This window comes from Lysobacter silvisoli, from assembly GCF_003382365.1.
In the GTDB taxonomy this organism is placed as follows: Bacteria; Pseudomonadota; Gammaproteobacteria; order Xanthomonadales; family Xanthomonadaceae; genus Lysobacter; species Lysobacter silvisoli.
The window spans coordinates 1,554,060-1,580,901 of sequence record NZ_QTSU01000001.1 but is presented as its reverse complement, the minus strand read 5'-3'; the positions used below and the strand labels follow the sequence as shown (position 1 = coordinate 1,580,901).

Genomic DNA, 26,842 nt, shown 5'->3' with positions numbered 1-26,842 from the left:
CGGAGTGGCGCGGTGCGCAGATCTCGGCCCGTCCGGGCGAAAGCGGCGAGCCCGCCTTCAGCGACGCGTGCCGGCGCAGGACTGAAACCGGCGGTTGGCCGTATCGATGTCGGCCGCCGAGAGGAACGAGTCCGCTACCGACTCGGGCAAACGGCCTAGACGGTGCAGGCCGTCGTGGTGGGCGCGTACCGCGCGCGCGATCGGCGCTTGCGGCGCCAGCGCCGTCGCGACGACGCGCACGGCCTCGTTCAGGTAGTGCCCGGCATCCACCCGGTTGCAGCGCTGTAGCGCCAGCACCGCACGATAGGTCAGCGCCTGAGCCAGCAGGCCCGCATGCACGCGTTGGTTGCGGTCGCGGCCCCGGCCGTTCGCGTTGGCGGGCAGTAAGCTGCGTTCGCGCTCCACGGTACGCGCGAAAGCGGCGTCGGCTTCGGCATGACGGCCGCGACGGAACAGCAGCACGCTGTCGTAGTACGCCGCCTGCGACGGTTGCGCGTCGCCCTGGGTGGCGTAGCGTTGCGCTTCGATGCGCGACTCGCGCAACTGCAGTTCCGCTTCGTCCCATTGCGGCGCCTGCCCGTACAGCAGCAGGCCGCGGATCAATTGCACCCGATCTTGCGGCGCGGGCATGCCCAGGGCGTGTTTGCCGGCAATGACCCGGCGCAAGGTGTCGCTGCCCTCGGCCACATCTGCGGTTGGCGGTCGCGATCGGTCAGCAACAGCAAATCCTTGCCCAAATTGCCGTTCGCGTTCAGGGTGAACTCGGCTCGCGGCCCCTGCGTGCGCTCCAGTATGCCGATGGCCTGGCGCAGCATGCGCAGGTTGTCGCGGGGGGCGGACGCGATCGCCCAAGCGCTGGCGGACAGCGCCCAGCCGTAGTCCGGATGTTCGCGGCCGTAGGCGCGTTCGATCGTCGTCAGCGCCTGCCGCAGTTCAGGCGTGGCCTCTGCGTGCGGATACTCGCTCAGCGCCACGCGGATACGCGCGCGTGCGGTCGTAGGGTGGGCCTCGCCCAGGGTCTGGCGGCGGCGTTGCAGCAGGTTCTCGGCCAAGCTGCGCTCCTGCGGGCTGATGCGCCGGCTGTTCAGCAGCACCAACTGCTCCAGCGCATCGTCGGCCAGCACGGGGTTGATCGGGCGCGCCAGATCGATCGCCTCTTTCGCATCGCGCTCTGCCTGCTCGAACCGGTACAGGCGGATCAGGAAGCCCGACCGCAGGATCAGCACCTGGGCCAGCAGTTCGCGGTGATCGGGCCCCAGCGTCCGCGCCTGCCGCAACACCTGGTCCGCCGTGGCCAGCGCCTGCAGGGTGCGGCCCTGGTTCCACTGCGCGCGCGCTATTTCGGCGCCGAACACCACCCGGGTCAGTGGCTGGGTGGCACCGTCGGCATCGCCCAGCGCCTGCAGCCGCTCGCGCGCCCGGCGCTCGGCTTCGGCATGGCCGTTGCCGGTGTTGAGCATCGCCACCCAGGTCGCGGATACGAAGTCGTCGCCGTCGGGCGCGCCGGCCAGCGCGGTCTGCGCCTGCGAAGCCAGGCTCTGGGCGCGTTGGTAGTCGCCGATCACCGCATAGCTGCGCGCCAGGGTCGCCAGACTGCGCGCGCGCAACTGCGGCTGGTCCTGCAACGGCAGTTTGCGCAGCTCGCGCTCGGTGCGCTGCAACAGGGCGCGGGAGGAGAACGGCGCCGAACCCAGCCCGGACAGGGTGGCGGTGCCCAGTGTGGAAGCGAACAGACGGCTGACCGTGGCGGTGGCGGCGGCTTCGCGCGCGGCGCGGTGCCGCTGCCAGGAAGACAGGCCGAGCGCGGCGCACAAGGTCAGCACCAGGGCGACGCTCAAGGCGGCGGTGGTCGGATTGCGGCGCAGCCACTTGCGCGCGCGCGATCCGCGCGTGCCCGGCGCGGCGCGCACCGGCCGGTGATCCAGCCAGCGTTGCAGGTCGTCGGCGAATTCGCGCACGCTGGCGTAGCGGTCCTGCGGCCGTGTGGCGACCGCCTTGAGCGCGATCGCCGACAGGTCGCCCTCGAGTGCGCGCCGCAGCGCGGCCGCGTCCGCCGTGCCGCGCAGCCGCGCGGCCTCGTCGTCGTCGACCAGACGGTGCATGGGCTGCGGCGCGGGCCAGTCCGTCACCGCATGGGGCACCAACTGCTGCAAGCGATGCAGCGGGGCCGGCCAATGCGCGGCCAGCAGGCGGTAGCTGAGCACACCCAGCGCGTACAGGTCGCTGGCCGGGCCATGCGCATGATTCAGCCGTACTTCCGGGGCAGCATAGTCCGGCGTGATCGCGATGCAGTCGGCGGGTTCGGCGAAGTGGGTGGAAATGCCGAAGTCCAGCAACTGCAATCGCCCGTCGGCGTCCACCAGCAGGTTGCTCGGCTTGATGTCGCCATGCACCACGCCTTGCGCATGGGCGTAAGCCAAGGCTTCGCAGGCCTGCAGCAGCAGCGCCGCGCGTTCCCGCAAGCCGGCCCGGCGCTGGTCGCACCAGGCATCCAGGGCGATGCCGTCGACGTAGCGCAGCGCGAACCAGGGTTGACCGTCGCCGTTCACGCCGCCGTCGATCAGCGGGGCGATGCCGGGATGGTCCAGGCGCGCCAGCAGATTGCGCTCGTCGCGGAACGCGGCCACCAGGCGCGGCGTGGCCAATTCGGTGCGGATGCATTTGAGGGCGACGCGCTTTTCGTACTCGCCGTCGTCGCGACGCGCCTCATACACCGTGCCCATGCCGCCGCGGCCCAGCACCCGCTCGATGCGCCAGGCGCCCAGACGGGTTCCCAGGCGCGCGTCGCCGGCTTGCTCGTCGTCCTGACGGTGCTGAGGCTGCTTGGCGTCCAGCAGTTCGAGGGGCGAGTGATCCAACCAACCTTCGTCGTCGGCGTCCAGCAGCTTGCGCAATGCCGCATGCAGCGCGGGGTCGCGCTGCGCCAGCCCGGCCAGAGCGCGTTCGCGTTGCGCCGGCGGCAAGTCGGCGTAGTCGTCGAACAAGGCCAGCGCGCGGGCGGCGAGCGCGTTCATGCGGACGTCGGGGCGGCAAAGTCGCCAGAGAACGGCGCGTGGCCGACGAGCACCGAGGCGAGGGTGTTCAGGCAGGCGCTGTAGGTTGAGCGGTAGCGGTCGCAGGTCATGTCCGGATGAGATGACCCTCGGCGATTAGGAGAAGGGTGGTTGTTCGTTGCAATCTGCGCTGGTGATACGCCAATGCGTGACGCTTGTCCAACGCCGTCGAGTCGAGCGTGCAGTGGCGGCACGGTGCCTGTGCAGAATTGGCGCTCGTGCTCGCGCCGATGGCACGCAATGCTGCGGAACGCGGTGTTTCGTGGAGGTGTGCGCCGCGAGACTTATGCGCTTTTCATACCCATCGTTCGCGGGGATTCAGCCACGCAAGCGCGCAGCGATCGCCAGTTCCAGCCTCGCGCGTTCGGCCCGTGCGGCAGCCTGTGCGGCGGCGGCTTCGTCCGCGCCGCAAGCGCGCAATCGCAAGCGCTGGTTGGGCTGGAGCTGCGCCAGCCGCGGCAGGTCGGCGGCGATCACATGGCCCAGGCGGGCGTAGCCGCCGACGGTCTGGGCGTCGGCCAGCAGCACGATGGGCCGGCCGTCGGGCGGCAGTTGCAGGGTGCCTGGCGCGACCGGTTCGGACAGGCCGCTGGCGCTGAGCGCGTCCAGGGCGTCGCCGTCCAGGCGCAGGCCCTGGCGGTTGCTGGCGGGGTGCACGCGCCATTCGCGCTGGCCCACGGCCAGGACCACGTCGCGCAGTGCTGGCGCGGTGCTGGCGACGTAGCGGATCGGCGCCAGCGGATCGTGGCCGGCGCGCGGATCGATCCACCAGCCCGGCGCGCGCGGCGCGTCGGCTTCGATGGCGGCGTGCGCGCCGATCGGCAGGCGGTCGCCCTTGCGCAGCGCACGTCCGTCGACGCCGCCGTAGCCGCCGCGCAGGTCGGTGGCCCGGCTGCCCAGCACCTGCGGCAGGTCGATGCCGCCGGAGACGGCGACCCAGGCGCGCGCGCCTTCGCGCATGCCGCCCAGATGCAGCGTGCCCGCGGGCAGTTCGACCGGGCGCGCCAGCGGCAGCGCCGCGCCGTCGAAGCGCGCTTCGCACTGCGCGCCCAGCACCGCCAGGCGCAACGGTTGCGGCAGGCGCAGGCTCGGCCCCTGCAAGGCGAACTCCAGCACCGCCGCATCCGCCGGGTTGCCGACCAGCATGTTCGCCAATGCCGCGCTGTCCGGGTCCAGGGCGCCGCCGCGGGCCACGCCGAGGTGGCGCCAGCCGTCGCGGCCCTGGTCCTGCACCAGGCTGAGCGCGCCGCCGTTGATCACGTCGATCCAGGCGTCGTTGCGCAGGCTCGCGGATGCGTTCACGAGGCGGCTTCCAACCGCGCGAATTCGGCGGCATCGATCGGGCGGAAACGCACGCGGTCGCCGGGCTGCAGCAGGCTGGGCGCCGCGCGTCCGGCATCGAACAGGCGCAGCGGCGTGCGCCCGAGCAGGCGCCAGCCGCCGGGGCCGGGGCGCGGGTAGATGCCGGTCTGCGCGCCGCCGATGGCGACGCTGCCGGCGGCCACTTCGGTGCGTGGCGTGGCCAGCCGCGGCAGCGCGAGTTCCGGCGCCAGGCCCGAGAGGTAGGGAAAGCCCGGCGCGAAGCCGATCATCGCCACGGTGTAGAGCGCGCCGCTGTGGCGTTCGATCAAGGCCTGCGGCGACAACCCCAGTTCGGCGGCGCTGGACTCCAGGTCGGGGCCGAATGCGCCGCCGTAGATCACCGGGATCTCGACATCGCGTGCGTCCTGCGAGCCAACCTCGCCCGCGCCCAGATTGGCGTACTGCGTCAGCAGCCAGTCGCGCGCGGCGTCGGCGGCGACCGCGGCCGGGTCGAAGAACAGCGCCAGGCTGGCATAGGCCGGCACCAGGTCGCGCAGCCAGGCCGGCGGCTGCGCGCGCAGCCTTGCGGCCAGCGCATGCACGCGTGCGTTGACCGCCGGATCGATCTCGCGGCCCAGGCGCAGCAGCCAGGCGTCGTCGGCCAGCGCCTCGCAATCGACCGCGGCTGCGGCGCCAGCGTTCACGCCTTCAGCGCGTCCTGCAGCGCCTGGATACGGTGCACCAGCGCTTCGGGCGAATAGGGCTGGGCGGTGGCCATGCCCCAGACCGGGCGCGGCCAGGCGATGTCTTCGCGGAAGCGCGCGATCACGTGCACGTGCAGCTGCGGCACCAGATTGCCCAGCGCGGCCACGTTGAGCTTGTGCGGCGAGAACGCGCGCTGCAGGGCGCGGCTGGCCGTGCCGATTTCGCGCATGAGTTCCTGCTGCTGGGCCTCGCTCAGGTCGATCAGCTCCACCGCGTCCTCGACCCGCGGCACCAGGATCAGCCACGGGTGGTTGGCGTCGTCCATCAGCCGCAGTTCGCACAGGCCGAAGTGGGCGACGGGGTGGGTGTCGTCCGCCAGTTGCGGGTGCAGGTGCCAGGCGTTCATTTCAGTGCGTCCGCGAAGAAGTCCAGAGTGCGGCGCCAGGCCAGTTCGGCGCTGTCGGCGTGGTAGTCCGCGCGCAGATCGCAGTTGAAGCCGTGGCCGGCGTTGTACAGGTAGATCGGCGCGTGCGGCAGCGCGGCGCGGTGGGCGTCGATGGCCTCCGGCGGGATGCTGGCGTCGCGTTCGCCGAAGTGGAACAGCATGGGCGCGCGCGGCGGCTCGCCCAGGTAGGGCAGGGTGCGCGCGCCGTAGTAGCTCACCGCGGGCAGGCCGTGACGGGTGTTGCACAGGAAGGCCAGGCTGCCGCCCCAGCAGTAGCCGACCGCGCCGGTGCGCAGGCCTTCGATCTGCAGCGCGTGCGCGGCGGCGCCGGCGATGTCCACCGCGCGGTCGAAGCCCACGGCGGTGCGCAACCCGGTGCCGCGGGCGGCGTCGTCCGGGGTGTAGCCCAGCTCGATATGCGGCTGCACCGGCGCGAACAGATCCGGCGCCAGGGCCAGGTAGCCGGCAGCCGCGAAGCGTTCGGCCACGCTGCGGATGTGGGCGTTGACGCCGAAGATCTCCTGCAGCACCACCAGGCCGCCGCGGGCGGGCCCGGCGGGCTCGGCGCGCCAGGCCTGCAGCGGCCCGTGCGGGGTGTCCAGATCGATCCACTGGCCCATGGCGGCCTCCGTTCAGCTGCGCGGTCCGTCAGTTTAGCGCGGGGGCTATAATTCGCGGCCCCGTCGCCCCTCCAGACCGCCAACGTGGCGTCGCGCCCGTGCGCGCCGCACGTCCAGCCAGGTTCCGCCACCGCATGTCCCTAGCCAATCCCAAAGTCGGTTTCGTCAGCCTCGGCTGCCCCAAGGCCCTGGTCGATTCCGAACGCATCCTCACCCAGCTGCGCGTGGAGGGCTACGACATCGTCCAGAGCTACGACGCCGCCGACGTGGTGGTGGTCAACACCTGCGGCTTCATCGATTCGGCGGTGACCGAATCGCTGGACGCGATCGGCGAGGCCATGGCCGAGAACGGCAAGGTCATCGTCACCGGCTGCCTGGGCAAGCGTTCGGAACTGATCCGCGAAACCCACCCCGACGTGCTGTCGATCAGCGGCCCGCAGGACTACGCCAGCGTGATGACCGCGGTGCATGCCGCGCTGCCGCCCAAGCACGATCCGTTCGTGGACCTGGTGCCGCGGCGCGCGTTCGAGGAGAGCGGCGACATCGGCGTCAAGCTCACGCCCAAGCATTACGCCTACCTGAAGATTTCCGAGGGCTGCAATCACCGCTGCAGCTTCTGCATCATTCCCTCCATGCGCGGCGACCTGGTCTCGCGCCCGGTGGACCAGGTGCTGCGCGAGGCCGAGAAGCTGGCCATGGGCGGGGTCAAGGAACTGCTGGTGATCTCGCAGGACACCTCCGCCTACGGCGTGGACGTGAAGTACGCCGCGCGCGAATGGCGCGGCCGCGAATACCAGACCCGGATGAAGGCCTTGTGCGAGGGCCTGGGCGAGCTCGGCCTGTGGACGCGCCTGCACTACGTCTACCCGTACCCGCACGTGGACGAGATCATTCCGCTGATGGCGCAGACCGGCGCCAACGGCATGCCGGTGCTGCTGCCGTACCTGGACATTCCGTTCCAGCACGCCAGCCCGCGCGTGCTCAAGCTGATGAAGCGCCCCGGCGCGGTCGACAAGACCCTGGAGCGGATCCAGCGCTGGCGTGGCATCGCCCCGGACATCACCATCCGCAGCACCTTCATCGTCGGCTTCCCGGGCGAGACCGAGGCCGAGTTCGAGGAGCTGCTGGACTTCCTGGACGAGGCCCAACTGGACCGCGTGGGCGCGTTCGCCTATTCGCCGGTGGACGGCGCGGCGGCCAATGCGCTGCCCGACGCGCTGCCCGAAGCGGTCAAGCAGGAACGCCTGGCGCGCTTCATGGAGCGCCAGGCCGACATCTCCGCGGCCAAGCTCGAGGCCAAGATCGGCAGCCTGCAGCGCTGCATCGTCGATGCGATGGACGGCGAACTGGCGCTGGCGCGTTCGATGGGCGACGCGCCGGAGATCGACGGCCTGGTGCAGATCCAGAACGGTTTCGAAGCCGGCCTCAAGCCCGGTGAGTTCGTCGACGTGCGCATCATGGGCAGCGACGAGCATGACCTCTACGGCGAGGTCGAGTTCGAGGACTGAGGCCGCGCCTCAGCCCGACATCAGGGTCGCCGCCGCGCAGGCGGCGGCCATGCCGACCAGACCCGCGGCCACGTGCACCGCGTAGCGTCGCTGGCCGCTGGCGAAGGCCAGCACGGTCTTGGCCGCGGCGCTGGCCGCGAGCAGGCCGACCACGCCCCAGCGCGCATGCTCCAGGCTCAGGTCGCCGGCTTGGGTGAGCTGGGCCACGCTGGCCGCGGCTGCGTGCAGTTCGGCCAGGGCCACCAGTATCGCCGTGACCAGGGCGCCGGCATCGCCGAACAGGTGGCGCATCCACGCCGACAGCAACAGCACCGCGGCGATCACCGCCGCCAGCAGCAGGGCGTGGCTGAGACGGAACGCGCGCGCGGCCGGCGCTTTGGGCAGCGCCGCGGTGCCTGCGCCGCGGCGCAGGCCCACCGCCGCAGTCGCGACCAGCACCGCCGCCGCGGCCGCCAGGGGCAGGGCGCAGGCTTGCAGCAGGGCGGGTGCGGCGGTGCCGATCACGCCGGCGAACAGCGCCAGCGAAGCCAGGTTGGCCAACAGCGCCGCCGCGGCCGCTGCGCCGGCCAGGGCCGGTTCGCTGCGGCTGCGTTCGCCGAAGCCGGCCACGGCCGCGGTGGAGGACGCGAAACCGGAGAAGAAGCCTGCCACCGGCAGGCCCCAGCGCGCGCCGACGCTGCGCAGGGCGATGTGGCCGAGCATGCCCACCGCCATGACCAGCACCACCAGCTTCCACAGCGCCGACGGCACCAGCACGCCCCAGGGATCCACGGCCGCGTCGGGCAGCAGCGGCAGCACGATCAGCGCCGCCGCGGCCAGCAGCAACGCGTCCTGCAGCTCGCGCTCGGACACCACCCGGCGCGCGAACGCCTGCAGCGGCTGCTTGGCGAACAGCAGGCCGGCGACGAGCACGCCCAGACCCGCCGCCACGGCCGGCTCGCGTTGCGCGTAGGCGGCCAGCAGCGCGGTCGCCGGCAGCGCGACTTCGCCGGTCAGGCCGGGGTCGTCGTGGCGGGTGAAGACATAGCTGGCCAGCGCCAGCGCGCCGACCACGACCAGCAGCGCCACCAGCACCGCCGGGCCCAGCAGCGCCGCGACCGCGGCCGCGATCGCGACCACCGCATGCGTGCGCACGCCGGCCACCGCCGTGCGGTCGCCCGTGTGCGCACGCTCGCGCACCACGCCGATCAACAGGCCCAGCGCGATCGCGCTGAGCAGGCCGCGCCAGTGGGGGTCGAATTCCATTGCGGTCTCGGTGGTCGCCTCGTGGCCATCTTAGGCGGCCCGCGCCTTGCCGGTCATCCCGAGCCTGGCCTGTCAGGCGGCGCTTTGACGTCAACTCCGGAAGCGGCGCGGGGGTAGGATCGCGCCAGGGACCGGCACAGGGGACGGACGATGAAGCAGGGCAGGATCAAGTGGGCGGGTATCGGCGTGGCGCTGGCGTTCGCGGGCGTGGCGTGGGCGCAGGAGCCGAAGCTGGAGCCGATGACCGACGGCATGTTGCGCGATTACCTGCCCGACGACTCGCAGTTGGAGGTGCGGCTGGACGGCGACTTCAACGGCGACGGCATCGGCGATACCGCCTACGTCGGCGGCACCGACGAGAAGCGCCTGTTGAAGATCATGCTGGGCTACAAGGACGAGCTGGATTGGGGCTATTCGCCGGCCGGCGAGGCCGAACTGGAGGTCGCCCCCCTGGGCTCGGCCTCGCTGTCCTTCAAGAAGGGCGTGCTCATCGTCGGCGATCTGACCGGCGGCACCACGGCCACCGCCAGCACTTACCGTTACCGCTACGACCCGGCGGTCAAACGCTTTCGCCTGATCGGCCTGGACGCGGAGCGTTACAGCCGCACCAACAGCCACGACAGCCTAAAGTTCAGCTGGAACCTGCTGACCGGCGCGCGCATCGTCCAGCGCGGCTACGTCAACGACAGCGGTCAGGGCGACGAGGCCTACCGTTACGGCCCCGAGCGCAAGCTGGCGAGCAAGGCGGCGCCGGTATGGATCGACGACACGCCGAGCCCGGATGCGATGCTGGATGCGGATGCGAATAACGGTTGAGGTCAGCGTCATGCCTGGATGGAGCCCTGGATTCCCGCGTTCGCGGGAATGACGGGCAAAGGCAGCATTCGAGGTTGACCCGGATTCGTCATCCCCGCGTAGACGGGGATCCAGGAACTTTGGAGCCATGCCTGGATGGAGCCCTGGATTCCCGCGTTCGCGGGAATGACCCCGATTCGTCATCTCCGCGAAGGCGGGGATCCAGAAACTTTGGAGCCATGCCTGGATGGAGCCCTGGATTCCCGCGTTCGCGGGAATGACGGGCAAAGGCAGCATTCGAGGTTGCCCCCGATTCGTCATCCCCGCGAAGGCGGGGATCCAGAGACTTTAGCGTCATGCCTGGATGGAGACCCGGATGTTCGGCTTCGCCGAAGTGGAGCCGAGCCCGCGTCCGCTGGAATGACGCGCAAAGAAGGCGTCACGTCTAAACGGCCACGACCAGAATGCTTCAAGACCGCCAGCACATCGGCGTGAACGGAATGCCGTTCTCGGCGCGCTCGGGACCGTCGGCGACGAAGCCCAGGTGCCGGTACACCGGCACCGCGCGGCGCGAGGCGTTGACGGTGATTTCCACGGCGCCGAGCGCGGCATACACGTCCGCGCGCACAGCCTCCCACAGCGCAAGCGACAGGCCGCGGCCTTGCGCCTCGTCGGCCACGAACAGGTGATAGAGATGCTGCGGCTCGCGGATCGCGGCCACGCCCAGCAAGGTCGAGCCGTCGGCGGCGAACGCCAGGAAATAGCGATAACCGCCGGCCAGCCGCTGCGCGGTGGCCTCCACGCTCATCGAATCGAGCAGGGTGCGCGCACCGTCGGCGTCGCAATCGGGCGCGATCCAGCGCCGGGTCGATGCGCTCAGCAGGGCGGAGATCGGCGCTGCGTCCTCGGTGCGTGCGCGGCGGACCAGGCAGTCGGGTGCGGGCATGCGTGCAGCCTAGCCCAGGCGCGCCTCAGACGTCGTACGTCACTTCGACGATCGCGTACCGCATCGGCCCCGCCGGCAGCTGCGCCTCGAACTCGTCGTCCAGGCGCTTCTTCAGCATCGCCCGCGCCAGCGGCGAATCGATGCTGATATGGCCCAGCTTGGCGTCGGTCTCGTCCGGGCCGACGATGCGGTAGCGCTGCAACTCGCCGCTGGCCACGTTCTCCACTTCGACCCAGGCGCCGAAGTAGACCGCCTGCGGGTCCGAAGGCGCGGTATCGACCACGCGCAATGCCGGCACGCGTTTGCTCAGATAGCGCACGCGCCGGTCGATCTCGCCCAGCTGCTTTTTGCGATAGGTGTACTCGGCGTTTTCCGAGCGGTCGCCCTCGGCCGCCGCGGCGGCCAGGGCTTTCACCACTTCAGGACGGCGCACGCGCCACAGCTCGTCCAGTTCCTGCTTGAGCCGGTCCAGGCCCTCCCGCGTGATCAGCGCGGTGCTTTGCTCCGCGGGAGGTCGCCATCGGCCCATGCGGCGTTACTGCGCCGCGGGCTGGCGCTTCAGACTGAGGTTGGCCTGGCTGTCGATGGCCTTGCCTTCCTTGTCCAGGGCGCGGATTTCGTCGGCCGACACCACCTGGTACAGGCGATCGTCCTCGCTCTTGCTGTTCGGGTCCAGGCGCACGCGCTGGCCGGCTTCCTCGGCGGTCCAGGTGCCGTCGCTCTTGCTGTTGCCGTCCTTGCGCTCCTGGTAGGTCTCTTCGATGGCGTAGGTGCCGTCGGCCTTGAGCTCCACGCGGGTGTCGATGCCCGGGCAGTCGGCGCAGGGCAGGGTGCCGCTGAAGGTGCCGGCGAAGGCCTTGGCGTCCAGCGCGGGGGCGACCGGTGCCGGCGCGGGTTCCGGCGCGGCGGCGATCGCGGCGTCGGCCTTGGGCGCTTCGGCGGCCGGTTCGGCCGGCGGATTGGGCTTGCAGCCGGCGATCGCGGCGGTCAGGACCAGGCTGGCGAGCACGAGCGACTTCGAGTTCATGCGGTCAGGCTCCTACGCTGAAAGGGAGGGCCGAGTATGGATTCGGATCGGCCAAGACGGAATGCACGGAACGGCCCGCCGCGCCGGCGGAGCGGCGCGCAAGCGGGCCTGGGTCACAGTTAGCGCTTGGCGCCGCCGAAGATGCCGCCCAGCAGGCCGCGCAGGATCTGCCGGCCGATCTGGTTGCCCACGGTGCGCGCGGTCTGCTTGGCCATGGTTTCGACCATGCCCTGGCGGCGCTTGGTGCCGAACACCGCGTCCTTGACCGCCTGGCCGAAACCGCCTTCCTCGGCGTCGTCCTGCTCGCGGGTCTTGGCCGGCGGCGCCTCGGCCTGGGTGGCCGCGGCCTCGGCGCGCTTGGCCAGCATTTCCGAAGCCGACTCGCGGTCCACCGCGCTGTCGTACTTATGGCCCACCGGGCTGCCGGCGCGCACCTGGTTGCGTTCGGCCTCGGTGATCGCGCCCATGCGGCAGCGCGGCGGCGCGATCAGGGTGCGCTCGACCGGCATCGGCACGCCCTTGTCCTGAAGCGTCGATACCAGCGCCTCGCCGGTGCCCAGCTTGGAGATCGCCTCGGCCACGTTCAGGCCGGGGTTGGGCACGAAGGTCTCGGCCGCGGTCTTGACCGCCTTCTGATCGCGCGGGGTGAACGCGCGCAAGGCGTGCTGCACGCGGTTGCCGAGCTGGCCGAGGATGTCGTCGGGCACGTCGTCGGGGAACTGCGAGCAGAAGTACACGCCCACGCCCTTGGAACGGATGATGCGCACCACCTGTTCCACCCGCTGCTGCAGCGCCGGCGGCGCGTCGTCGAACAGCAGGTGCGCCTCGTCGAACACGAACACCAGCTTGGGCTTGTCCAGGTCGCCGACCTCGGGCAGGGTCTCGAACAGCTCCGACAGCAGCCACAGCAGGAAGCTCGAATACAGGCGCGGCTTCAGGATCAGCTGGTCCGAGGCCAGGATGTTGATCACGCCGCGGCCGTTGGGCGCGGTGCGCATCAGATCGGCCAACTCCAGCGCCGGTTCGCCGAAGAACATCTCGCCGCCGTCCTGCTCCAGGCGCAGCAGCGAGCGCTGGATCGCGCCGATCGACTGCGCGCTGACCAGGCCGTAGGAGGTGGAGATGTCCTTGCGTTCCTCGGCCACCAGCGCCAGCAGCGCGCGCAGGTCCTTGAGGTCCAGCAGCAGCAGGCCGCGGTCGTCGGCCAGCTTGAACACGATGTCGAGCACGCCGGACTGGGTGTCGTTGAGTTCCAGGATGCGCGCCAGCAGGGTCGGGCCCATTTCGCTGACGGTGGTGCGCACCGGGTGGCCGAGCTTGCCGAACAGGTCCCAGAACACGGTCGGGCTGGCTTCGGGCGCGTAGTCGCTCAGGCCGATCTCGGTCACGCGCGCCTGCAGCTTGTCGTTCAGGGCGCCGGCCACGGCCAGGCCGGCCACGTCGCCCTTCACATCGGCCAGGAACACCGGCACGCCCAGGCGCGAAAAGCCCTCGGCCAGGGTCATCAGGGTCACCGTCTTGCCGGTGCCGGTGGCGCCGGCGACCAAGCCGTGGCGGTTGCCCAGCTTGGCCTGCAGGTAAACCGGGCCGCTTTGCGGCGTGGTGACGGCCTTGCCCAGAAGGATGGCGTTCTGCGTGGGGTCCATGGCGGGGTCCGAGTTCGGGTCGCACGATTCTAGCGGCAGCGCGCTACCGCGACAGCCGCCGGCCACCCTCGCTCGCCTTCCTTGCCCCATCCCGACCCCGCGGCTAACCTGCCCGGACCTACGCTGCTCTTGTCCTCATGCCCCCATTTGTCCGTTTTTCCGGCGCCCTCGCGCCCGCCGTCGCGCTGGCCCTGGCCGCGCTGTCCTTCGATGCCTCGGCGCTGTCCAAGCGCGACCAGGCCGCGGTGGATGCGTTGAACCAGCGCATGCAGGCTGCCGAAGCCAAGTACCGCGCCGCGCTGGTGCAGATCCGCAACGCCAACCCGGAAGGGCAGAAGCTCAGCGACGCCGCGCTGGAGGACATGGAAGACGTGCTGGCCGCCTGCGCCAAGCAGAAAGGCTGCCAGCAGAGCACCCTGCTGGCCGCGTACAAGCGTCTGCTCAAGGCCAACGCCGATGCCGAAGCGCGCACTCGCGACGGCGACGAGGACGAAGACGAAGTGCCGCTGGACGCCGAGGCCTCGCTGGCCGCCGACGTGCCCCAGGCCGCGCGCGCCGCCGCCCTGCTCAACGCCGACGGCCAGCGCTTCGTCAAGATGGTGCAGTACAACCCGGCGGTGCAGGCCGGCATCCGCCGCTGGCTCACCGACATGCGCGGCTCGCTGATCCAGAGCCACGAGAACTACCAGTACCTGCGCCAGATGATGTGGCCGCAGTACGAGCGCGCGGGCCTGCCCGAGGCGCTGCTGTTCGGCATCATGGCCAAGGAATCCAACGGCCGCGTGCACTCGACCTCGCGCGCCGGCGCCGCCGGCCCCATGCAGTTCATGTACGCCACCGGCAAGCGCTTCGGCCTGGGCGACGACGGCACCGGCTTCGACACCCGCTACGACGCGCGCGCCTCGGCCCAGGCCAGCGCCGAATACCTCAACGAACGCCTGGCGGTGCTCAACAACAGCATCGAGATGTCGCTGGCGGCCTACAACGGCGGCGAGGGCCGCGCCCAGCGCGTGTTTAACAGCAGCGGCGGCGCCAACTTCTGGAACGAATCGGTCTACAACCAGTTCCCGTCGGAAACCCGCGACTACGTGCCGATGGTGATCGCCGCGGCCTGGCTGTTCCTGCATCCCAAGGAATACGGCCTGAGCTTCCCCAAGGTCGACCCCAAGCCGGCCATGCTGCGCCTGAGCCAGCCCAGCTCGATCTACCAGCTCACCATCTGCCTGGGCAACGGCGGCACCCGCGACGGCTTCATGCGCGCGCTGCGCAACCTCAACCCGCGCTATCAGGCCGATGCCTATCTGCCGGCGGGCACCAGCCTCAACGCCACCACCAAGATCGTCGGCCTGTACAACCGCTACTGCGTGCAGGGCGCGCGCGCCGATCTGGCCCGCACCCTGATGCTCAGCGACCCGGCCACCGCGATCGTGCGTACCGGCCCGGTGACCCTGGTCGACGATGCCTCCGGCGAAGGCGCCGGTGCGGAACCGGCGCCGGCCGTGCGCCCGGAAGCGCCCAAGCCCAAGGAAAAGGCCAAGCCCAAGACCTACCGCGTGCAGCGCGGCGAAACCCTGACCTCGATCGCGCAGAAGTTCCAGTGCGACACCGGCCAGCTGGCCAAGCGCAACGGTTTGAAGGCGCCGCGCTATGCGATCCGTCCGGGGCAGGTGTTGAAGCTGGACGGGTGTAAGTAAGGCGCCAGCCGAGGCGGCGGCTCCGGGACGGAGCGCCGCTGGCCGAATTCGCGGTCGAAGTTCAGGACGACAACCTATGCAGGGAAGCAAAGGGGCTGGCGTGCAGCGACAGTCTTCATCGATATGGTTGATCGCCATCGCGGGCGCCGCGTTGGCGGCCATCGCCGGGGCCATGATGCCGTGGCCTTGGCTGCATTACGTCGCCAAACCCGCCGCCACCTTGTTGGTGTGGGCGATGGTCGCGTGCGCGCCGTCGTCCGAGCGGGCCTACCGATGGGGCGTGATGGCCGGCTTGGCGCTCTCCACCCTGGGCGACGTGTTCCTGATGCTGCCCAGCGACTGGTTCGTATTCGGGCTGGGCAGTTTCCTGCTCGCGCACATCGCGTATCTGCTCGCGTTGAGCCGGCGTGCGCGCCTGTTCGCGGCGGCCTGGCCGTTCCTGGCCTACGCCGTGCTGGCCGGCGCGGTGCTGTCGGTGTTGTGGCCGCATCTGCCTGGCGAATTGCGCCTGCCGGTGGTGGTCTACGTGATCGTGCTGGCCGCGATGGCCGCGCAAGCCGCGGCGGTGTGGTGGCGCCGGCGCGATGCCGCCAGCGCGCTGGCGGCCTGGGGCGGGCTGAGTTTCGTGATGTCGGACGCGACCCTGGCGATCGACCGCTTCGCTTTGCCGTTCGCGGCAGCGAGCGCGGCGATCCTGCTCAGCTACTGGCTGGCGCAGAGCCTGATCGGCCTGTCGGTTAGCCGTGCCGCGCCGATGCAACCGCAGTAGGCCGGGCCGCAGCGGCGCCGGTTTTGCGCACTTTGGCGGCCTTGTCGCTGGCGCGAACGCCGTGCTACTACTGACTTACCGACCGGAGCTTCGGTAGCCCCTATGCGTACAGGACGTTGTTTCACCGCTTTCGCCATCGCGGCTGTGTTGGCCTTGCCGGCCTGCGCCGCCAAGCCGGCCGGCAGCGAGGTCGCCAATACCGAGGCGGCCAACGCTCAGGCGTCCGCCCCCGTGGCGGCAAGCGCCGCAGCGCCGCAAGCGGCCGCCGCTGCGGCACCGGCGCCGGCGTCCGCGGACTCCAAGCAAGCGTTCTCCGGCCAGTGGGCCTACCGCCAATCCTGCGGCTGGCAGCACACGGCCCACCTCGACATCGCCGAATCCGGCAATAGCGCCAGTGGCAGCTGGGACGACGGCACCCGCGCCAACGGCGACAGCGGCCAGTTGCAGGGCGAACTGCGCGACGGCCGTCTGTACCTGCGCCTGTGCAGCGAAGGACAGGCCAGCGGCAAGATCGCGGCCTGCCCGAACTTTGGCGAGGCATCGGCCTATGTGGTGCGCGAAGGCGCCATCCTGGCCTGGTACCGTAAATCCGGCGAGGCCTATCGGCCCTACCTGAAGCTGCACCCGGCGGGCGCGGGCCAGACCGTGCCCGACGACACCACCGGCTGCGAGGAAGACGCGGCCGACGATTGAGCGCGACACGCCAAGGAGGCGACGCGATGAACGTACCTGCAGATCGAGCCGCGCCCCAGGCCGCCGCCGCGGCGGCCACAACGCGCCAGCTGACCGACGCCGAATTGCGCGCGGTCGCTTATTTCGCCATCGGTGTCGGCTCCGAGGGCAGCGTGGGCGGGCGCGACGTCTCAACGCGCCTGTCCTTCGCCGGCAACCGCGACTCCGAGACCGGCCGCATGAGCCCGGTCGGCAATAGCGGTTACTCCATCGGCACGTTGCAGACCGATTTGGGCCAGCACCCGGAAGTGATTCCTTCGCTGCTGGATGCCTACCAGGCCTGGGCCGCGACCCAGCCGGCGGGTACCGCGCTGACCGCGGCCGAGCGCCGCCAGACCGCCGCCGACCTGGCGCGCGACGGCAACACCATCGACGACCAGAACGGCCGGCCGATGGACGCGCGCATCGAGCGCAATCTCAACACCTTCCTGCGCTCCGACGCCGGCGTCACCTACATCCACGACCGCGACGCGGCCCAGGTCGACGAGTTGATGACGGGCACCCTGGCCCAGGTGCGCCAGACCGCGCTGTATCGCAATTCCACGCCCGACGACCAGATCCGCCTGGCGGCCATGGTCGCCAAGGTCGAGAACCAGAGCGGCGACCGCTGGGCGCCGGGCCTGTTGCGCGACATGAACAACGGCACCCACGACAGCGTGGCCGACGTCAACCAGGCCATCGGCCGGATGCTGCGCGCCAACGGCGACTACATGGAAACCGGCCGCGACGCGACCCTGGCCGGTGCCGAGGTGGTGATCGCGCTGCGCAACGCCGATCAGCGCAGCCCGCTGCATGCCGCCTGGCAAAGCGTGCTGGCCGATCCCACGGTCAACCCATCGCGGCTGGGCCAGGACACAACGCGGCCGAACCTGCCGTCCGAGTACAACACCATCAAGGAACTGTTCCTGCAGAAGGAACAGGCGCCGGCCTTCATCGACGCGCTGGACCGCGGCGCCGGCTACGCCTACGGGCGCCCGCAGCGCGAAGGCAACAACCGCGCCACCGCCGGCCTGTACGCGCAGGGCGACGAGTTCGTGCTGTGGAACCGCGACGGGCCCGGCCGCGCCTATCTCGACGGTCAGTGGTCGGAAGTGTCGCGCAACGACCTCAGCCGCGTGCGCAACCGCGACGGCACCACCGATCTGAACATCACCCGGGACGGTCAGAGCAGCCAGTTGCTGCACGTGAACCCGCGTGCCCCCGGCTTGCGCGCGGCGCTGGACGCCGACACGCCCGTGCTGCCCGACCGCGCCGAACACCCCTTGCTGCAACAGGCGCGCGATCAGGGCCGCGGCCTGGACGGGCGCCTGGGCGCGGTCGACGTCGATGCGCGCGCATGCCTGGACCTCAACGTCGCCTGCCTGGCCGCGCAGAACCGCTTCGACCGCATCGACCATGTGATGCTAGGCAACGCGCGGCAAGGGCAGGAGCCCAACGTGCTGGTGGTGCAGGGCGAACTGAGCGACCCTGCGCGGCGCATCGCGGCCATGCCCTTGGGCGAGGCCTTGCGCGGGCGCAGCGAGGATCTGCAGCAGCGCCTGGACGCCGCGGCAACGCCCCCGGCCGAAACCCAGGAGCAGCAGCAAACCCAGCGCACAGCGCGCTCCCTGTAGTCACCTTACGCATCCGATTCGGGTAGGAGCGGCGCAACCCCCGACCGCTGCCCCAACGGCAACGCAACCCGCGCCAGCCCCTGCGCATCCGCTTGGGGTAGGAGCGGCGTAAGCCGCGACCGCTGCCCCAACGGCAACGTAGCCCGCGCCACCCCTGCGCATCCGCTTTGGGGTAGGAGCGGCGTGAGCCGCGACCGCCCCCCTACGGCAACGCAACCCGCGCCAGCCGCTGTAGGAGCTGCGCCAGCTGCGACCACGAATTCCCAACCGCCGCGCCACAAACCCTTCCCTGCGGCCACATCGACGGCTGAGACCGCATCAGCGACGAGACCATCGATCCGTACATCGGCCTGCGGCTGGCTTACGTAGCCATGCCGCTGCTCAAAGCCCCGGTTCGCAGCCGCGCGCTCCCACCGCGCGGTTCGACCGGGCCTGCGGGCCCGGCCGTTCTTTGCCGCAGGCCTCAGGCGCTGCGCGTGGCCAGCACCTGGCCCAGGCGCACCGGCGTTTCCGCCGACAGCGCCGGCGACAGCTCGGCGACGCCCTTGGGCAGCAGCACGATCACGGTCGAGCCGTAGTTGAAGCGCGCCATCTCGGCGAAGCGCTCCAGCACGATGCCGGCGCCGCGGTAGTCCTTGACCGTGATCGCGTCGCCGTAGCGCGGGATCTCCACACCGCTCCATACCGTCTCCACGCCCGACACCAGCAACGCGCCCACCATCACCAGCGCCATCGGGCCGAATTCGGTGTCGAAGTGGCAGACCAGGCGCTCGTTGCGCGCGAACAGGCGCGGCACGCTGCGCACCGCGTCGGGGCCCACGCTGAAAAGGCGGCCGGGCACGTGCACGGTTTCGCGCAGGGTGCCGGTCCAGGGCATGTGCACGCGGTGGTAGTCGCGCGGCGACAGGTACACCGTGGCGAAGCTGCCGTCGGCGAAGGGCGCGGCGGCCTGGTCGTCGCCCAGCAGTTCGGCGGCGGTGAACGAGCGGCCCTTGGCCTGGAAAATGTCGCCGTCCACGATCGGGCCGCACTGGCTGATGCGGCCGTCGGCGGGCATCAGCAGGCTGCGCGGATCGGCATCGGCCACGCGCGCGCCGGGCTTGAGCGCGCGGGTGAAGAAGGCGTTGAAGCTGGGGTAGGCGCGCGGGTCGGGTTCGGCGGCCTCGGACAGGTCGACGCCGAACTTGCGCGTGACCGTGTCGATCAGCCATTGCTTCACGCCCGGGCGGGTGGAGTAGGCCAGTGAACGCGCGATCGAGGACAGCGCGCGGTGCGGCAGCACATAGGTGAACGCGGTCAGCAGGCTCATGGCGCGGCCTCCGTCAGCGCGGCCATGTCGGCGGCGATGGCCTTGGGGTCCAGCGGCGGCTGGATGAGGCCGGCCATGCGGCCCTGCGGGTCCAACACCGCCATCGAGGCGCTGTGGTCCATCGTGTACTGGTTTTCCGGCACGCCCTCCGGCGGCGGCACCTTGGCGAAGACCATGCTCAGCGAGCGCGCGAAACGCTCCAGCGCGGGCACGTCGGCGGTGGCGGCAAGGGTGTCCTTGTGGAAGGCGTGTGCGTATTCGCCGATGCGGTCGGGCGTGTCGCGCTCCGGGTCCACCGACACGAACAGCACGCGCGGGCGGCGTGCCTCCGGGATCGAGGCCCACTGCTTCTGCGCCATCGCCATCTGCGCCAGGGTGGTCGGGCAGACGTCGGGGCAATGGGTGAAGCCCAGGAACACCAGGGTCCAGTGGCCCTTGAGCTCGCCGGGTATCAGCGGCGTGCCGTCGGACTGGCGCAGGCTGTAGGCCGGCAGCTCGCGCGCCGGCGAGAACAGACGTACCGCCTGGGTTTCGGGGTAGGGCGAGGCGCCGGCGCCGCCGAAGTGGCGTTGCGCGGCCCACAGGCCCGCCGCGGCGGCGAGCGCGGCGACGAGGATCACGATCGTGGTGCGATTGAACATGGCCGGTCCGGCAGGGGGATCGCGGCCATGATACCGGCGCGGATGCATGCGGCTGCGGGTGGGCGCGATTGGGGCGGGGTGTGCAGCCGTCCGCATCGCTCGTGAGCGCCCGCAGTCGGCGTGGCGCCGGAAGCCTGCAGTCGCGATGGCTTGAATGCGTCCTTCGGCACTCAAACCGATTATCTGCGACGGGCTTCTGGAGTTTATGTGTGCCTGGGTTGTGGATTATCTGCGGTGGATGCGTGCGGCGTACGTAGAGCGTTGTGTGCCGTAGGAAAAATCCTATTGTCAAAGGCTTTTTAAGCCGTCAGTAATACGCTCAATCGCAGTCACGGCCGGGGTTTCGGACGCCGGCGCGATTATTTGAGTGTTCACGCATTTTGTGTGCGATGCCGACGGCCCCGCCGGAGCGCCGGCTGACCACAAGGATTGGAGGGAGCAGGCGATGACATGGACATTTCGTCCCACCCCGTTGCGGCGCACGCTGGCGGCCGTGCTGTTGGCCTCGGTTGCGCTGTCCGGTCCGGCCGGGGCGCAGGTGGTGGTGCAGGATCCCTCGCTGATCCTGGGGCAGATCAGGCAGACCTTCGCCGACGCCAAGGAGTTCGGCCTGCAGGCCAAGCGCTGGACCGACACTTACCAGTCCTACCAGGACACCTACCAGCACTATCAGCAGCAGCTGATACGCCTGCAACGGCTGGGTTTCGGCGATCCGCAGATGGAAGACTCCTTCCCCGAGCGTCCGCGCAACTACGGCATGGAGGACCTGTGCCCTGCGCGCGATGGCGGCGACAGCGCTCCGAGCGGCGGTGTGCTGGGGCGGCTGTATTCGGCGGCCACGCCGTCCCTGGACAACCGGGTCGTGGACGAGCAGCGCAAGATCTGCGAGCGCCTGGTCCAGACCGAGAACGATAAATACAACGAGTCGGTACGCATGCTGCGCACCCTGATGCAGCGCAACCGCGAGTTCCAGGCGCTGCAGCGCCAGCGCGACCAGGTCGGGCAGAACCAGGGTGCGCTGGCCGCGAACGACAACGAGACCCAGCGCTTCATGGTCCGCACCTCGATGGACCTGGATTACTGGCAGGCGCGCATGACCGCCTATCGCAGCTACATCGATTCGCTCAAGTGGGACCAGGCGCGGCTGGCGCGGCGCGCGCTGCGCGGCAAGCAGCCGCAGGGCATGAGCGGCGTGGTCGGGCAGGTGGTGCAGGCTGCGGCGCTGAAGGCCGCGCTCAGCCACTGACGAGCGGCGCCGCGCGCGACGGACCGGAACGGATCGGATTGGAACGGACATTCGGCAGGAAGCAGCATGCAGACAGCGATGGAGTGGGGCGGCAATGTGACGGCGCAGTGGCTGGGCTGGTTACCGCGCGCGGCCGGCATCGGCGAGTTCGCGTTCTTCAAGCTGGTGAACGACTACCTCGGCGCCAAGGTCGACGCCTTCGGCTTGCAGCTGATGGGGCGTTTCATGACCTGGGCCACCGCCATCGCCCTGACCCTGGTCACCTTGTGGATCCTGGTCGCGGGCTACCGCATCGTCACCGGGCAGTCGCGCGAGCCGATGATGGCGCTGGTGACCAGCCTGACCCGCATCGCGGTGATCGTGGGCGTGGCCACCAGCATGTCGGTGTTCGGCGGCAGTCTGCACCAGGCTTTCACCAACGACCTGGACCGCGAGGTGCACCGGCTGTTCACCGGCGACGGCAGCGAGACCAGCGCCGAGGCCATCGACGAGAACCTGGCCTACATGCAGGTAGCGCTCAGCGCGATCGACGCGGTGCAGATCGTCGACGGCGATCAGCAGATGTACGACGAAAAGATGCGGGCGCTGCTGTTCGCCGGCTTCGGCACGGCCAGCCCACCGATGACCGCCGGCGCCATGCTGCTGCTCTACAAGTTCACCCTGGCCTTGTTCATCGGCTTGGGACCGCTGTTCATCCTGTGCCTGATCTTCGAGCAGACCAAGGACCTGTTCCGTCGGTGGCTGATGTACGGCATCGGCACGCTGTTCTCCATGGCCATGCTCAGCGCGGTCACCGCCATCGCCCTGGAACTCGCCTCGCGCGTGGCCGTGGCGCTGTGGATGGCCAAGGCGGCCAACGGGTTGCTGGGCACCGACACCGAGGGCCTGACCACGCAAGCGATGCAGCAGGGCGGTATCGGGTTGTTGTTGACGGTGTTGATCGTGACGGTGCCGGCGGCTGCGGCGATGTTTTTTCAGGGGACGGTGGGTAGCTTTGCGGTCATTTCGGCCTTTGGTTCTGGTGCTAGCGCTCCTTCCGGGCAGCAGACGCCGGCCAACTACTCGCAGCCGCCCACAAATGTTTCTCGCCAACAGGGGGTGGAGGAGGGACCGCAAGCCTTTCCAGGACTTGCACATCGGCCTCCTAAGTCGTTGCCTCCCACGGGAGAGCGATGACAAATTTGAGGTTGAGCACTGGGTTGAAGCCGGTGGTTTGCCAATGGCTGCCGATCCGATACACCGCTACCAGTCGTATGGCAGGTCTTTTTGCTGAAGGAGGGCTCATGAACATGTCGATGCGCTGCGCCATCGTCTTGATGTTGACGTTGATTGCTGCACAAGCCTACGGAGAGGGCCAGTGCCCATCAGGTCATGTGCAGGCCCCTGGTCCGGAAAGCGGCGTCATCAACTGCATGCCGATCCCAAGCTCTCAGAGTACCTACATGCAGGGCCGGGGATCGCGATGGGAAAGTCGCTGGGGCGCGATTGCCTTTGACTTCGGCGCAAGTAATGTGGGTATCGGCGTTTCGCAGGCTGCGGGCAGCAAGAGGCAGGCCAAGAGCGAAGCACTTGGTGATTGTCGAGCCAAGGGCGGACAGAACTGTCGAATCAATTTGGTTTACAACAATCAATGCGCAGTCGTGATCGCCGGCTTTGGTTACTCAAGGTCGCAAGGTGGTCCGACAGTGGAAAGCGCAGTGGAGGATGGAATGAAGCTGTGCGAACGATCTGGTGCGGAGGACTGCCAGATTTATTACAAAGCCTGCAGTCTTCCAGTGCAGGTGCAGTAGGCTCTCCGGCACAGGGCACAGCCCCGCCGGAAAGCGGCAGCGAGGGCACTGCCATGCTCCGCAATCCTTTCAGCCAAGACCCCAGCTTCAGCACTGACTGGTGGGCCTCCATGCACCGTCGACGGCGGGTGCTGGTCGGCTTTGCGGCTTTTGCTGCTGGCTGTAGCGATGGCGGTGTGAGGGCAGTGGTGGCAACAGCGGTGCTTATTTCCTACGCTTTCTTGTGAGCTTAGTTACTAAGTGTTGAGCGCGGTGATGAAGGTAGTAGGGTGATGTATGCCTGCGATCGTTTTCTTGCAGCGGGCAACGACGCTTCGGCCCACTAGGCCAACACTCAATTGGGACGCCGCAAGGACGAGAAGGACATGAAGCGAAGTCATTTGGTCACGTTTGTTCTAATCCTAGGGGCGGTAGCCGCAGTTGGCTATTGGCTTGAGCGGCGCGCTAGTAGGGCGTCGTCAGGTCTCAAAGTCGGCACTTCAATGACTAGCGGCACACTTAATCCTTCAGTTGAGACGCTGAACTCACCCGGACCCGCCTCTCATAGTAGAGGGGCTGCCTCATCTCGAACTGGGCTGCGAAAGGCTTACACACTCACCGAAAGTGTTTTTCCGCCGTCGGGCGATGCCGCGCAGGTCATTGAGAAGCTAAAGCCTCTAGCACTGGCTGGGGATGCTCGATCTGCGTTCTTGATTTTTCTCAAGTTGCACGAATGCGCCCGCTTGCCGGATGCGAGAGCTCAAGCAGCGCTTGCCGACATGTCGGTACGTGCAGGTGCATCCAGAGAAGCGGTCAATGGCTCGCATGAGCGCCGAAGGATTGAGTGCACATCTTCGTCCGATTTTCTTGCCGACCGTGGCAAATGGCTGGAAATGGCGGCAGCGGCAGGCGACGAGCAAGCTCAGTTGCTCTATGCATCTGTCCCGGAGGCTGTGCTGGGCGGTAGCGCGCAGATGCTTAAAGATCCGGAAAAGACAGTTCAGTACAAAGCAACCGCGCTGCGATATCTAAATGACCTCGCTTCGCGCGGAAGCACCGACGCAATGATGCGTTTGGCGGGAGCGTATGAGGGCGGAATCATTGTCGCTCCGGACCCCGTGAAGGCTTACGCCTACTATCTGGTTGTGGATAGGGCTAAGCCCGGTGTTATTTCGAGCTATTTGATGGATTCGCAATTGGCAAAGGTTCCGCCGGGCAGAGTGGGTGAAGCTCGTGATTTGGCGCGAAGAATATACGCGTCTTGTTGTTCGAACTAACGGGGGTGGGCATGTTAAGGGTTTTGACAGCTATCTTTTTTTGTAGTCTTGTGTATGTGGGCGTGCTTTTTGCGGGTGATTATCCGGACTGGTATTACAAGAGCGATGGCGGGCCAGGGTTTTTCGGTCCTTATACGTGTGTAAACGGCTCTTGTTTGATTCGGGTTCCTAATCCAGATGACGGCACATTGGCATACATACGATCTATTGATGGGTCTCTCGTTACGCAGTTGGATCGCGCGAGAAAGATTGGTGATAATTTTAAGATATGTAATGAAAGCTACTGTGCCATTTACACTAGGACAGGCAGCATGTACGAGTTCGATGGTGGGTTCGTGGAGCCAGTAGTCATTCCGGGAAGCGGGAGCACCGGTAGTGGCGGTGGTGGTGGACAGGAAACTGGCAGCAACGGGGGTGGTTACAACCCTGGCGCTGGTGGCGGTGGCGGTGGTGGTGGTGGCGGAGGAGGGACTGGTAAGGTGATCGTGAACGAGCCTGTCGTGGTAGAAAATTGAGTCGTCTTTGACAGTATTGGGGTTGTCTTAGGCGGCTCAGGTGAGCCACATTCCACCTGGCTCACCTGGGTCTACAGCAACGGAATCGCCATGCTCCGTAAGCCCTTAATTGAACAGTCAGCTCCCAGCACCGACTGGTGGGCCTCCGCGCGCACGGTCGAGGGCGGGGTGCTGGTCGGCTTCGCCGTGCTGCTGCTGGCGGTGACCGTAGCGGTGTGGGGGATCAGCGGCGGCAACCTGAACGTGGTCGAGCTGTCCAAGTGGGGGGCGGTGACCGCGGGGATGCTCCAGGTGCGGGCGGCGGTGCTGGCGACCTGTCTGGTGGTGCTGGCGCGCCGGCACCTGCTGGGCGACGGGGCGGAGAGCGCCAAGGGGCCCAAGCCGGTCCGGGCCGCCGGGGTGCAGGTGACGCTGGCCTGGCTGCTGGCGCTGGCCATGGTGGCCTTGCCGCTGATGATCGAGCTGCCCCTGCATGTGCCGGAAACCGGGCTGGTGTTCGCGCTGCTGGTGCTGGCCGGGGCGACCCAGGTGATCACCGGCGCCCTGGTCTATCGGGCGCTGGCCGCCGCGGCGACCGAGCCGCCGGACCCGTCGGGCTATTCGTTGCGGCTGTAACGGTCCGGGCCCGGCACGCCGCCGCCCGCAATCGGGCCGTCCGGCCCTACGCCACCGCTATAATGCGCGGCCCCGCAACGTTCCCGGACCCGCCGTGCCCGCTTCCGTCACCTTCGAGCAGCTCACCGTCATCGACCTGATCCGGTACGGCGCCAGCCGCTTCGGCGCCGCCGGGCTGACCTTCGGCCATAGCTACGACAATGCCCTGGACGAGTCGACCCAGCTGGTGCTGCACGCGCTGCACCTGCCGCACGACCTGAGTCCGGTCTACGGCGCCTCCAAGGTCACCAGCGAGGAAAAGGACGCGGTGCTGGCGCTGTTCGAGCGCCGCATCGGCGAGCGCATTCCGGCCGCCTACCTGACCGGCGAGGCCTGGTTCGCGGGCCTGAGCTTCAAGAGCGACCGCCGCGCCCTGGTGCCGCGCTCGCCCATAGCCGAGCTGATCGAAGCGGGCTTCGAGCCCTGGCTGGGTGGCCGCGAGGTGGAGCGGGTGCTGGACTTGTGCACCGGCTCGGGCTGCATCGCCATCGCCACCGGCCACTACCACCCGCACTGGACCGTGCACGGCGCCGACATCAACGACGACGCGCTGGCGCTGGCCGCCGAGAACAAGGCGCGGCTGCACGCCGACAACGTCGAGCTGCGCAAGTCGGACCTGTTCGACGGCCTGCAGGGCGAGGTCTACGACCTGATCGTGACCAATCCGCCTTACGTGACCGACGACGAAACCGACGCGCTGCCCAAGGAATACTCCTACGAGCCCGAGCTCGGCCTGCGCGCCGGCTTCGATGGCCTGGACCTGGCGCTGCGCATCCTGCGCGACGCGCCCGAGCACCTGAGCGAGCACGGCCTGCTGATCTGCGAGGTCGGCGAGGCCGAGCGCGCGCTGGTCGAGCTGCTGCCGGAGCTGCCGCTGGCCTGGGTGGAGTTCAAGGTCGGGCAGATGGGCATCTTCGTCGCCGAGCGCGAGGACCTGGTCGCCCACCACGCGCGCATCGTCGAGCTGGCCGGCCAGCGCGGCGCCTGACGAAGCAGGGGCATGGACCGCAAGGCGCGCATCCTGGCCCCGCTGGACCGGCGCGGGCGCGGCCTAAAGTTCGGCCGTTCGCACAACCCGGTCGCGCCCAGGCGCGAAGGCTTCGACGTGGACATCGTCGACCACGCCGATCGCGCGGCGCTGGTCGAGAAGTACCGCGACCACGACGTCGACCTGGACGCGATCGAGGACGTGGACTACGTCTGGCGCAGCGGCGGCTACGCCGACCTGATCGGCCGCCGCGGCCATTACGACTGGATCGTGGCTTCGCACGCACACACCGGACCTGGTCGGCTTCCTCAACGACTGCGATGCGCTGCTGGGCGAGGGTGGC

The 26,842-nt window shown here is 68.9% G+C and carries 27 protein-coding genes; 13 read left to right on the top strand and 14 right to left on the bottom strand.

Annotated features, from left to right (window positions below):
• Window positions 1–57 precede the first annotated feature (57 nt).
• The 6 genes from DX914_RS06945 to DX914_RS06920 all read right to left on the bottom strand — a co-directional run bounded on the left by DX914_RS06945 (window position 58) and on the right by DX914_RS06920 (window position 6,125).
• Window positions 58–630, bottom strand: coding sequence for a hypothetical protein (locus tag DX914_RS06945; RefSeq protein WP_147300622.1), 573 nt, complete (start codon window positions 628–630; stop codon window positions 58–60).
• Complete coding sequence (locus DX914_RS06940) at window positions 600–3,014, bottom strand: serine/threonine protein kinase (RefSeq protein WP_115858278.1); 2,415 nt, start codon at window positions 3,012–3,014, stop codon at window positions 600–602. The genes DX914_RS06945 and DX914_RS06940 overlap by 31 nt, the downstream gene beginning before the upstream one ends.
• Window positions 3,015–3,371: 357 nt before the next feature.
• Window positions 3,372–4,355: a 5-oxoprolinase subunit C family protein gene (locus DX914_RS06935; protein WP_158549203.1), complete on the bottom strand. Its 984-nt coding sequence runs from the start codon at window positions 4,353–4,355 to the stop codon at window positions 3,372–3,374.
• A complete protein-coding gene (pxpB, locus tag DX914_RS06930; protein ID WP_115858277.1) occupies window positions 4,352–5,059 on the bottom strand; it encodes a 5-oxoprolinase subunit PxpB in 708 nt (235 codons plus the stop codon). Before pxpB ends, DX914_RS06935 begins: the two co-directional genes overlap by 4 nt.
• Window positions 5,056–5,466 carry an HIT domain-containing protein gene (locus tag DX914_RS06925; protein ID WP_115858276.1) on the bottom strand — a complete coding sequence of 137 codons (411 nt, stop codon included), beginning with the start codon at window positions 5,464–5,466 and terminating at the stop codon, window positions 5,056–5,058. Before DX914_RS06925 ends, pxpB begins: the two co-directional genes overlap by 4 nt.
• Window positions 5,463–6,125, bottom strand: a complete 663-nt coding sequence (locus DX914_RS06920; RefSeq protein WP_115858275.1) for a dienelactone hydrolase family protein — start codon at window positions 6,123–6,125, stop codon at window positions 5,463–5,465. The genes DX914_RS06925 and DX914_RS06920 overlap by 4 nt, the downstream gene beginning before the upstream one ends.
• A 134-nt stretch (window positions 6,126–6,259) precedes the next feature.
• On the opposite strand from DX914_RS06920, the gene rimO reads away from it, so the two are divergent.
• On the top strand, window positions 6,260–7,633 hold the full coding sequence (gene rimO, locus DX914_RS06915; RefSeq protein ID WP_115858274.1) for a 30S ribosomal protein S12 methylthiotransferase RimO: 1,374 nt from the start codon (window positions 6,260–6,262) through the stop codon (window positions 7,631–7,633).
• Between the two features lie 9 nt (window positions 7,634–7,642).
• On the opposite strand, the gene DX914_RS06910 is transcribed toward rimO, so the two are convergent.
• Window positions 7,643–8,878, bottom strand: a complete 1,236-nt coding sequence (locus DX914_RS06910; protein WP_115858273.1) for a DUF4010 domain-containing protein — start codon at window positions 8,876–8,878, stop codon at window positions 7,643–7,645.
• A gap of 150 nt (window positions 8,879–9,028) precedes the next feature.
• On the opposite strand from DX914_RS06910, the gene DX914_RS06905 reads away from it, so the two are divergent.
• Entirely contained in the window at window positions 9,029–9,694 is a 666-nt protein-coding gene (locus DX914_RS06905; RefSeq protein WP_115858272.1) for a hypothetical protein, read from the top strand.
• A 448-nt stretch (window positions 9,695–10,142) separates the two neighbouring features.
• Here the strand turns inward: DX914_RS06905 and DX914_RS06895 are convergent, their stop codons facing one another.
• The 4 genes from DX914_RS06895 to DX914_RS06880 form a co-directional block, all read right to left on the bottom strand.
• Window positions 10,143–10,619, bottom strand: coding sequence for a GNAT family N-acetyltransferase (locus DX914_RS06895; protein WP_115858270.1), 477 nt, complete (start codon window positions 10,617–10,619; stop codon window positions 10,143–10,145).
• A 25-nt stretch (window positions 10,620–10,644) separates the two neighbouring features.
• Entirely contained in the window at window positions 10,645–11,148 is a 504-nt protein-coding gene (greB, locus tag DX914_RS06890) for a transcription elongation factor GreB (protein ID WP_115858269.1), read from the bottom strand.
• 6 nt (window positions 11,149–11,154) lie between these two features.
• The gene (locus DX914_RS06885; protein WP_115858268.1) at window positions 11,155–11,646 is read right to left on the bottom strand and encodes a copper resistance protein NlpE; all 492 of its coding nucleotides are present in this window, start codon (window positions 11,644–11,646) and stop codon (window positions 11,155–11,157) included.
• Window positions 11,647–11,765: 119 nt separating this feature from the next.
• On the bottom strand, window positions 11,766–13,292 hold the full coding sequence (locus DX914_RS06880) for a helicase HerA-like domain-containing protein (protein WP_115858267.1): 1,527 nt from the start codon (window positions 13,290–13,292) through the stop codon (window positions 11,766–11,768).
• A 137-nt stretch (window positions 13,293–13,429) separates the two neighbouring features.
• On the opposite strand from DX914_RS06880, the gene DX914_RS06875 reads away from it, so the two are divergent.
• From DX914_RS06875 to DX914_RS06860, 4 genes are all read left to right on the top strand, one after another.
• Window positions 13,430–14,986: a transglycosylase SLT domain-containing protein gene (locus tag DX914_RS06875; RefSeq protein WP_115858266.1), complete on the top strand. Its 1,557-nt coding sequence runs from the start codon at window positions 13,430–13,432 to the stop codon at window positions 14,984–14,986.
• Between the two features lie 127 nt (window positions 14,987–15,113).
• Window positions 15,114–15,755, top strand: a complete 642-nt coding sequence (locus tag DX914_RS06870; RefSeq protein ID WP_158549202.1) for a lysoplasmalogenase — start codon at window positions 15,114–15,116, stop codon at window positions 15,753–15,755.
• 102 nt (window positions 15,756–15,857) lie between these two features.
• The gene (locus DX914_RS06865) at window positions 15,858–16,448 is read left to right on the top strand and encodes a hypothetical protein (RefSeq protein ID WP_147300621.1); all 591 of its coding nucleotides are present in this window, start codon (window positions 15,858–15,860) and stop codon (window positions 16,446–16,448) included.
• A gap of 26 nt (window positions 16,449–16,474) precedes the next feature.
• On the top strand, window positions 16,475–18,100 hold the full coding sequence (locus DX914_RS06860; protein ID WP_115858263.1) for an XVIPCD domain-containing protein: 1,626 nt from the start codon (window positions 16,475–16,477) through the stop codon (window positions 18,098–18,100).
• A gap of 463 nt (window positions 18,101–18,563) precedes the next feature.
• On the opposite strand, the gene asd is transcribed toward DX914_RS06860, so the two are convergent.
• A complete protein-coding gene (asd, locus tag DX914_RS06855) occupies window positions 18,564–19,409 on the bottom strand; it encodes an archaetidylserine decarboxylase (RefSeq protein ID WP_115858262.1) in 846 nt (281 codons plus the stop codon).
• The gene (locus tag DX914_RS06850) at window positions 19,406–20,050 is read right to left on the bottom strand and encodes an SCO family protein (RefSeq protein ID WP_115858261.1); all 645 of its coding nucleotides are present in this window, start codon (window positions 20,048–20,050) and stop codon (window positions 19,406–19,408) included. The genes asd and DX914_RS06850 overlap by 4 nt, the downstream gene beginning before the upstream one ends.
• A gap of 445 nt (window positions 20,051–20,495) precedes the next feature.
• On the opposite strand from DX914_RS06850, the gene DX914_RS06845 reads away from it, so the two are divergent.
• The 7 genes from DX914_RS06845 to prmB all read left to right on the top strand — a co-directional run bounded on the left by DX914_RS06845 (window position 20,496) and on the right by prmB (window position 26,499).
• Window positions 20,496–21,296, top strand: a complete 801-nt coding sequence (locus tag DX914_RS06845) for a hypothetical protein (protein ID WP_231118169.1) — start codon at window positions 20,496–20,498, stop codon at window positions 21,294–21,296.
• 66 nt (window positions 21,297–21,362) lie between these two features.
• Window positions 21,363–22,472: a TrbL/VirB6 family protein gene (locus DX914_RS06840; protein ID WP_231118168.1), complete on the top strand. Its 1,110-nt coding sequence runs from the start codon at window positions 21,363–21,365 to the stop codon at window positions 22,470–22,472.
• Window positions 22,473–22,579: 107 nt separating this feature from the next.
• Window positions 22,580–23,086, top strand: a complete 507-nt coding sequence (locus DX914_RS06835) for a DUF4189 domain-containing protein (RefSeq protein WP_158549201.1) — start codon at window positions 22,580–22,582, stop codon at window positions 23,084–23,086.
• Between the two features lie 689 nt (window positions 23,087–23,775).
• Window positions 23,776–24,342 carry an SEL1-like repeat protein gene (locus DX914_RS19990; RefSeq protein ID WP_147300620.1) on the top strand — a complete coding sequence of 189 codons (567 nt, stop codon included), beginning with the start codon at window positions 23,776–23,778 and terminating at the stop codon, window positions 24,340–24,342.
• Window positions 24,327–24,857: a hypothetical protein gene (locus DX914_RS20360; protein WP_196778897.1), complete on the top strand. Its 531-nt coding sequence runs from the start codon at window positions 24,327–24,329 to the stop codon at window positions 24,855–24,857. Before DX914_RS19990 ends, DX914_RS20360 begins: the two co-directional genes overlap by 16 nt.
• A 90-nt stretch (window positions 24,858–24,947) precedes the next feature.
• Window positions 24,948–25,472 (top strand): hypothetical protein, encoded by a 525-nt coding sequence (locus tag DX914_RS06830; RefSeq protein ID WP_147300619.1) that lies wholly within the window; start codon window positions 24,948–24,950, stop codon window positions 25,470–25,472.
• Window positions 25,473–25,566: 94 nt separating this feature from the next.
• Entirely contained in the window at window positions 25,567–26,499 is a 933-nt protein-coding gene (prmB, locus tag DX914_RS06825) for a 50S ribosomal protein L3 N(5)-glutamine methyltransferase (RefSeq protein ID WP_115858258.1), read from the top strand.
• A gap of 63 nt (window positions 26,500–26,562) precedes the next feature.
• Here prmB and DX914_RS06820 read toward each other — a convergent pair whose 3' ends face one another.
• Window positions 26,563–26,757 carry a hypothetical protein gene (locus tag DX914_RS06820; protein ID WP_115858257.1) on the bottom strand — a complete coding sequence of 65 codons (195 nt, stop codon included), beginning with the start codon at window positions 26,755–26,757 and terminating at the stop codon, window positions 26,563–26,565.
• Window positions 26,758–26,842 lie beyond the last annotated feature (85 nt).

Excerpts from the sequence above, each read along its gene's own strand:
- DX914_RS06945 (WP_147300622.1), bottom strand. The coding sequence starts at position 630 with ATGCCCGCGCCGCAAGATCGGGTGCAATTGATCCGCGGCCTGCTGCTG.
- DX914_RS06940 (WP_115858278.1), bottom strand. The coding sequence starts at position 3,014 with ATGAACGCGCTCGCCGCCCGCGCGCTGGCCTTGTTCGACGACTACGCC.
- DX914_RS06925 (WP_115858276.1), bottom strand. The coding sequence starts at position 5,466 with ATGAACGCCTGGCACCTGCACCCGCAACTGGCGGACGACACCCACCCC.
- DX914_RS06920 (WP_115858275.1), bottom strand. The coding sequence starts at position 6,125 with ATGGGCCAGTGGATCGATCTGGACACCCCGCACGGGCCGCTGCAGGCC.
- rimO (WP_115858274.1), top strand. The coding sequence starts at position 6,260 with ATGTCCCTAGCCAATCCCAAAGTCGGTTTCGTCAGCCTCGGCTGCCCC.
- DX914_RS06910 (WP_115858273.1), bottom strand. The coding sequence starts at position 8,878 with ATGGAATTCGACCCCCACTGGCGCGGCCTGCTCAGCGCGATCGCGCTG.
- DX914_RS06905 (WP_115858272.1), top strand. The coding sequence starts at position 9,029 with ATGAAGCAGGGCAGGATCAAGTGGGCGGGTATCGGCGTGGCGCTGGCG.
- DX914_RS06895 (WP_115858270.1), bottom strand. The coding sequence starts at position 10,619 with ATGCCCGCACCCGACTGCCTGGTCCGCCGCGCACGCACCGAGGACGCA.
- greB (WP_115858269.1), bottom strand. The coding sequence starts at position 11,148 with ATGGGCCGATGGCGACCTCCCGCGGAGCAAAGCACCGCGCTGATCACG.
- DX914_RS06885 (WP_115858268.1), bottom strand. The coding sequence starts at position 11,646 with ATGAACTCGAAGTCGCTCGTGCTCGCCAGCCTGGTCCTGACCGCCGCG.
- DX914_RS06880 (WP_115858267.1), bottom strand. The coding sequence starts at position 13,292 with ATGGACCCCACGCAGAACGCCATCCTTCTGGGCAAGGCCGTCACCACG.
- DX914_RS06875 (WP_115858266.1), top strand. The coding sequence starts at position 13,430 with ATGCCCCCATTTGTCCGTTTTTCCGGCGCCCTCGCGCCCGCCGTCGCG.
- DX914_RS06865 (WP_147300621.1), top strand. The coding sequence starts at position 15,858 with ATGCGTACAGGACGTTGTTTCACCGCTTTCGCCATCGCGGCTGTGTTG.
- DX914_RS06860 (WP_115858263.1), top strand. The coding sequence starts at position 16,475 with ATGAACGTACCTGCAGATCGAGCCGCGCCCCAGGCCGCCGCCGCGGCG.
- asd (WP_115858262.1), bottom strand. The coding sequence starts at position 19,409 with ATGAGCCTGCTGACCGCGTTCACCTATGTGCTGCCGCACCGCGCGCTG.
- DX914_RS06850 (WP_115858261.1), bottom strand. The coding sequence starts at position 20,050 with ATGTTCAATCGCACCACGATCGTGATCCTCGTCGCCGCGCTCGCCGCC.
- DX914_RS06845 (WP_231118169.1), top strand. The coding sequence starts at position 20,496 with ATGACATGGACATTTCGTCCCACCCCGTTGCGGCGCACGCTGGCGGCC.
- DX914_RS06840 (WP_231118168.1), top strand. The coding sequence starts at position 21,363 with ATGCAGACAGCGATGGAGTGGGGCGGCAATGTGACGGCGCAGTGGCTG.
- DX914_RS06835 (WP_158549201.1), top strand. The coding sequence starts at position 22,580 with ATGAACATGTCGATGCGCTGCGCCATCGTCTTGATGTTGACGTTGATT.
- DX914_RS06830 (WP_147300619.1), top strand. The coding sequence starts at position 24,948 with ATGCTCCGTAAGCCCTTAATTGAACAGTCAGCTCCCAGCACCGACTGG.
- DX914_RS06820 (WP_115858257.1), bottom strand. The coding sequence starts at position 26,757 with ATGGCCGCGGCGGCCGATCAGGTCGGCGTAGCCGCCGCTGCGCCAGAC.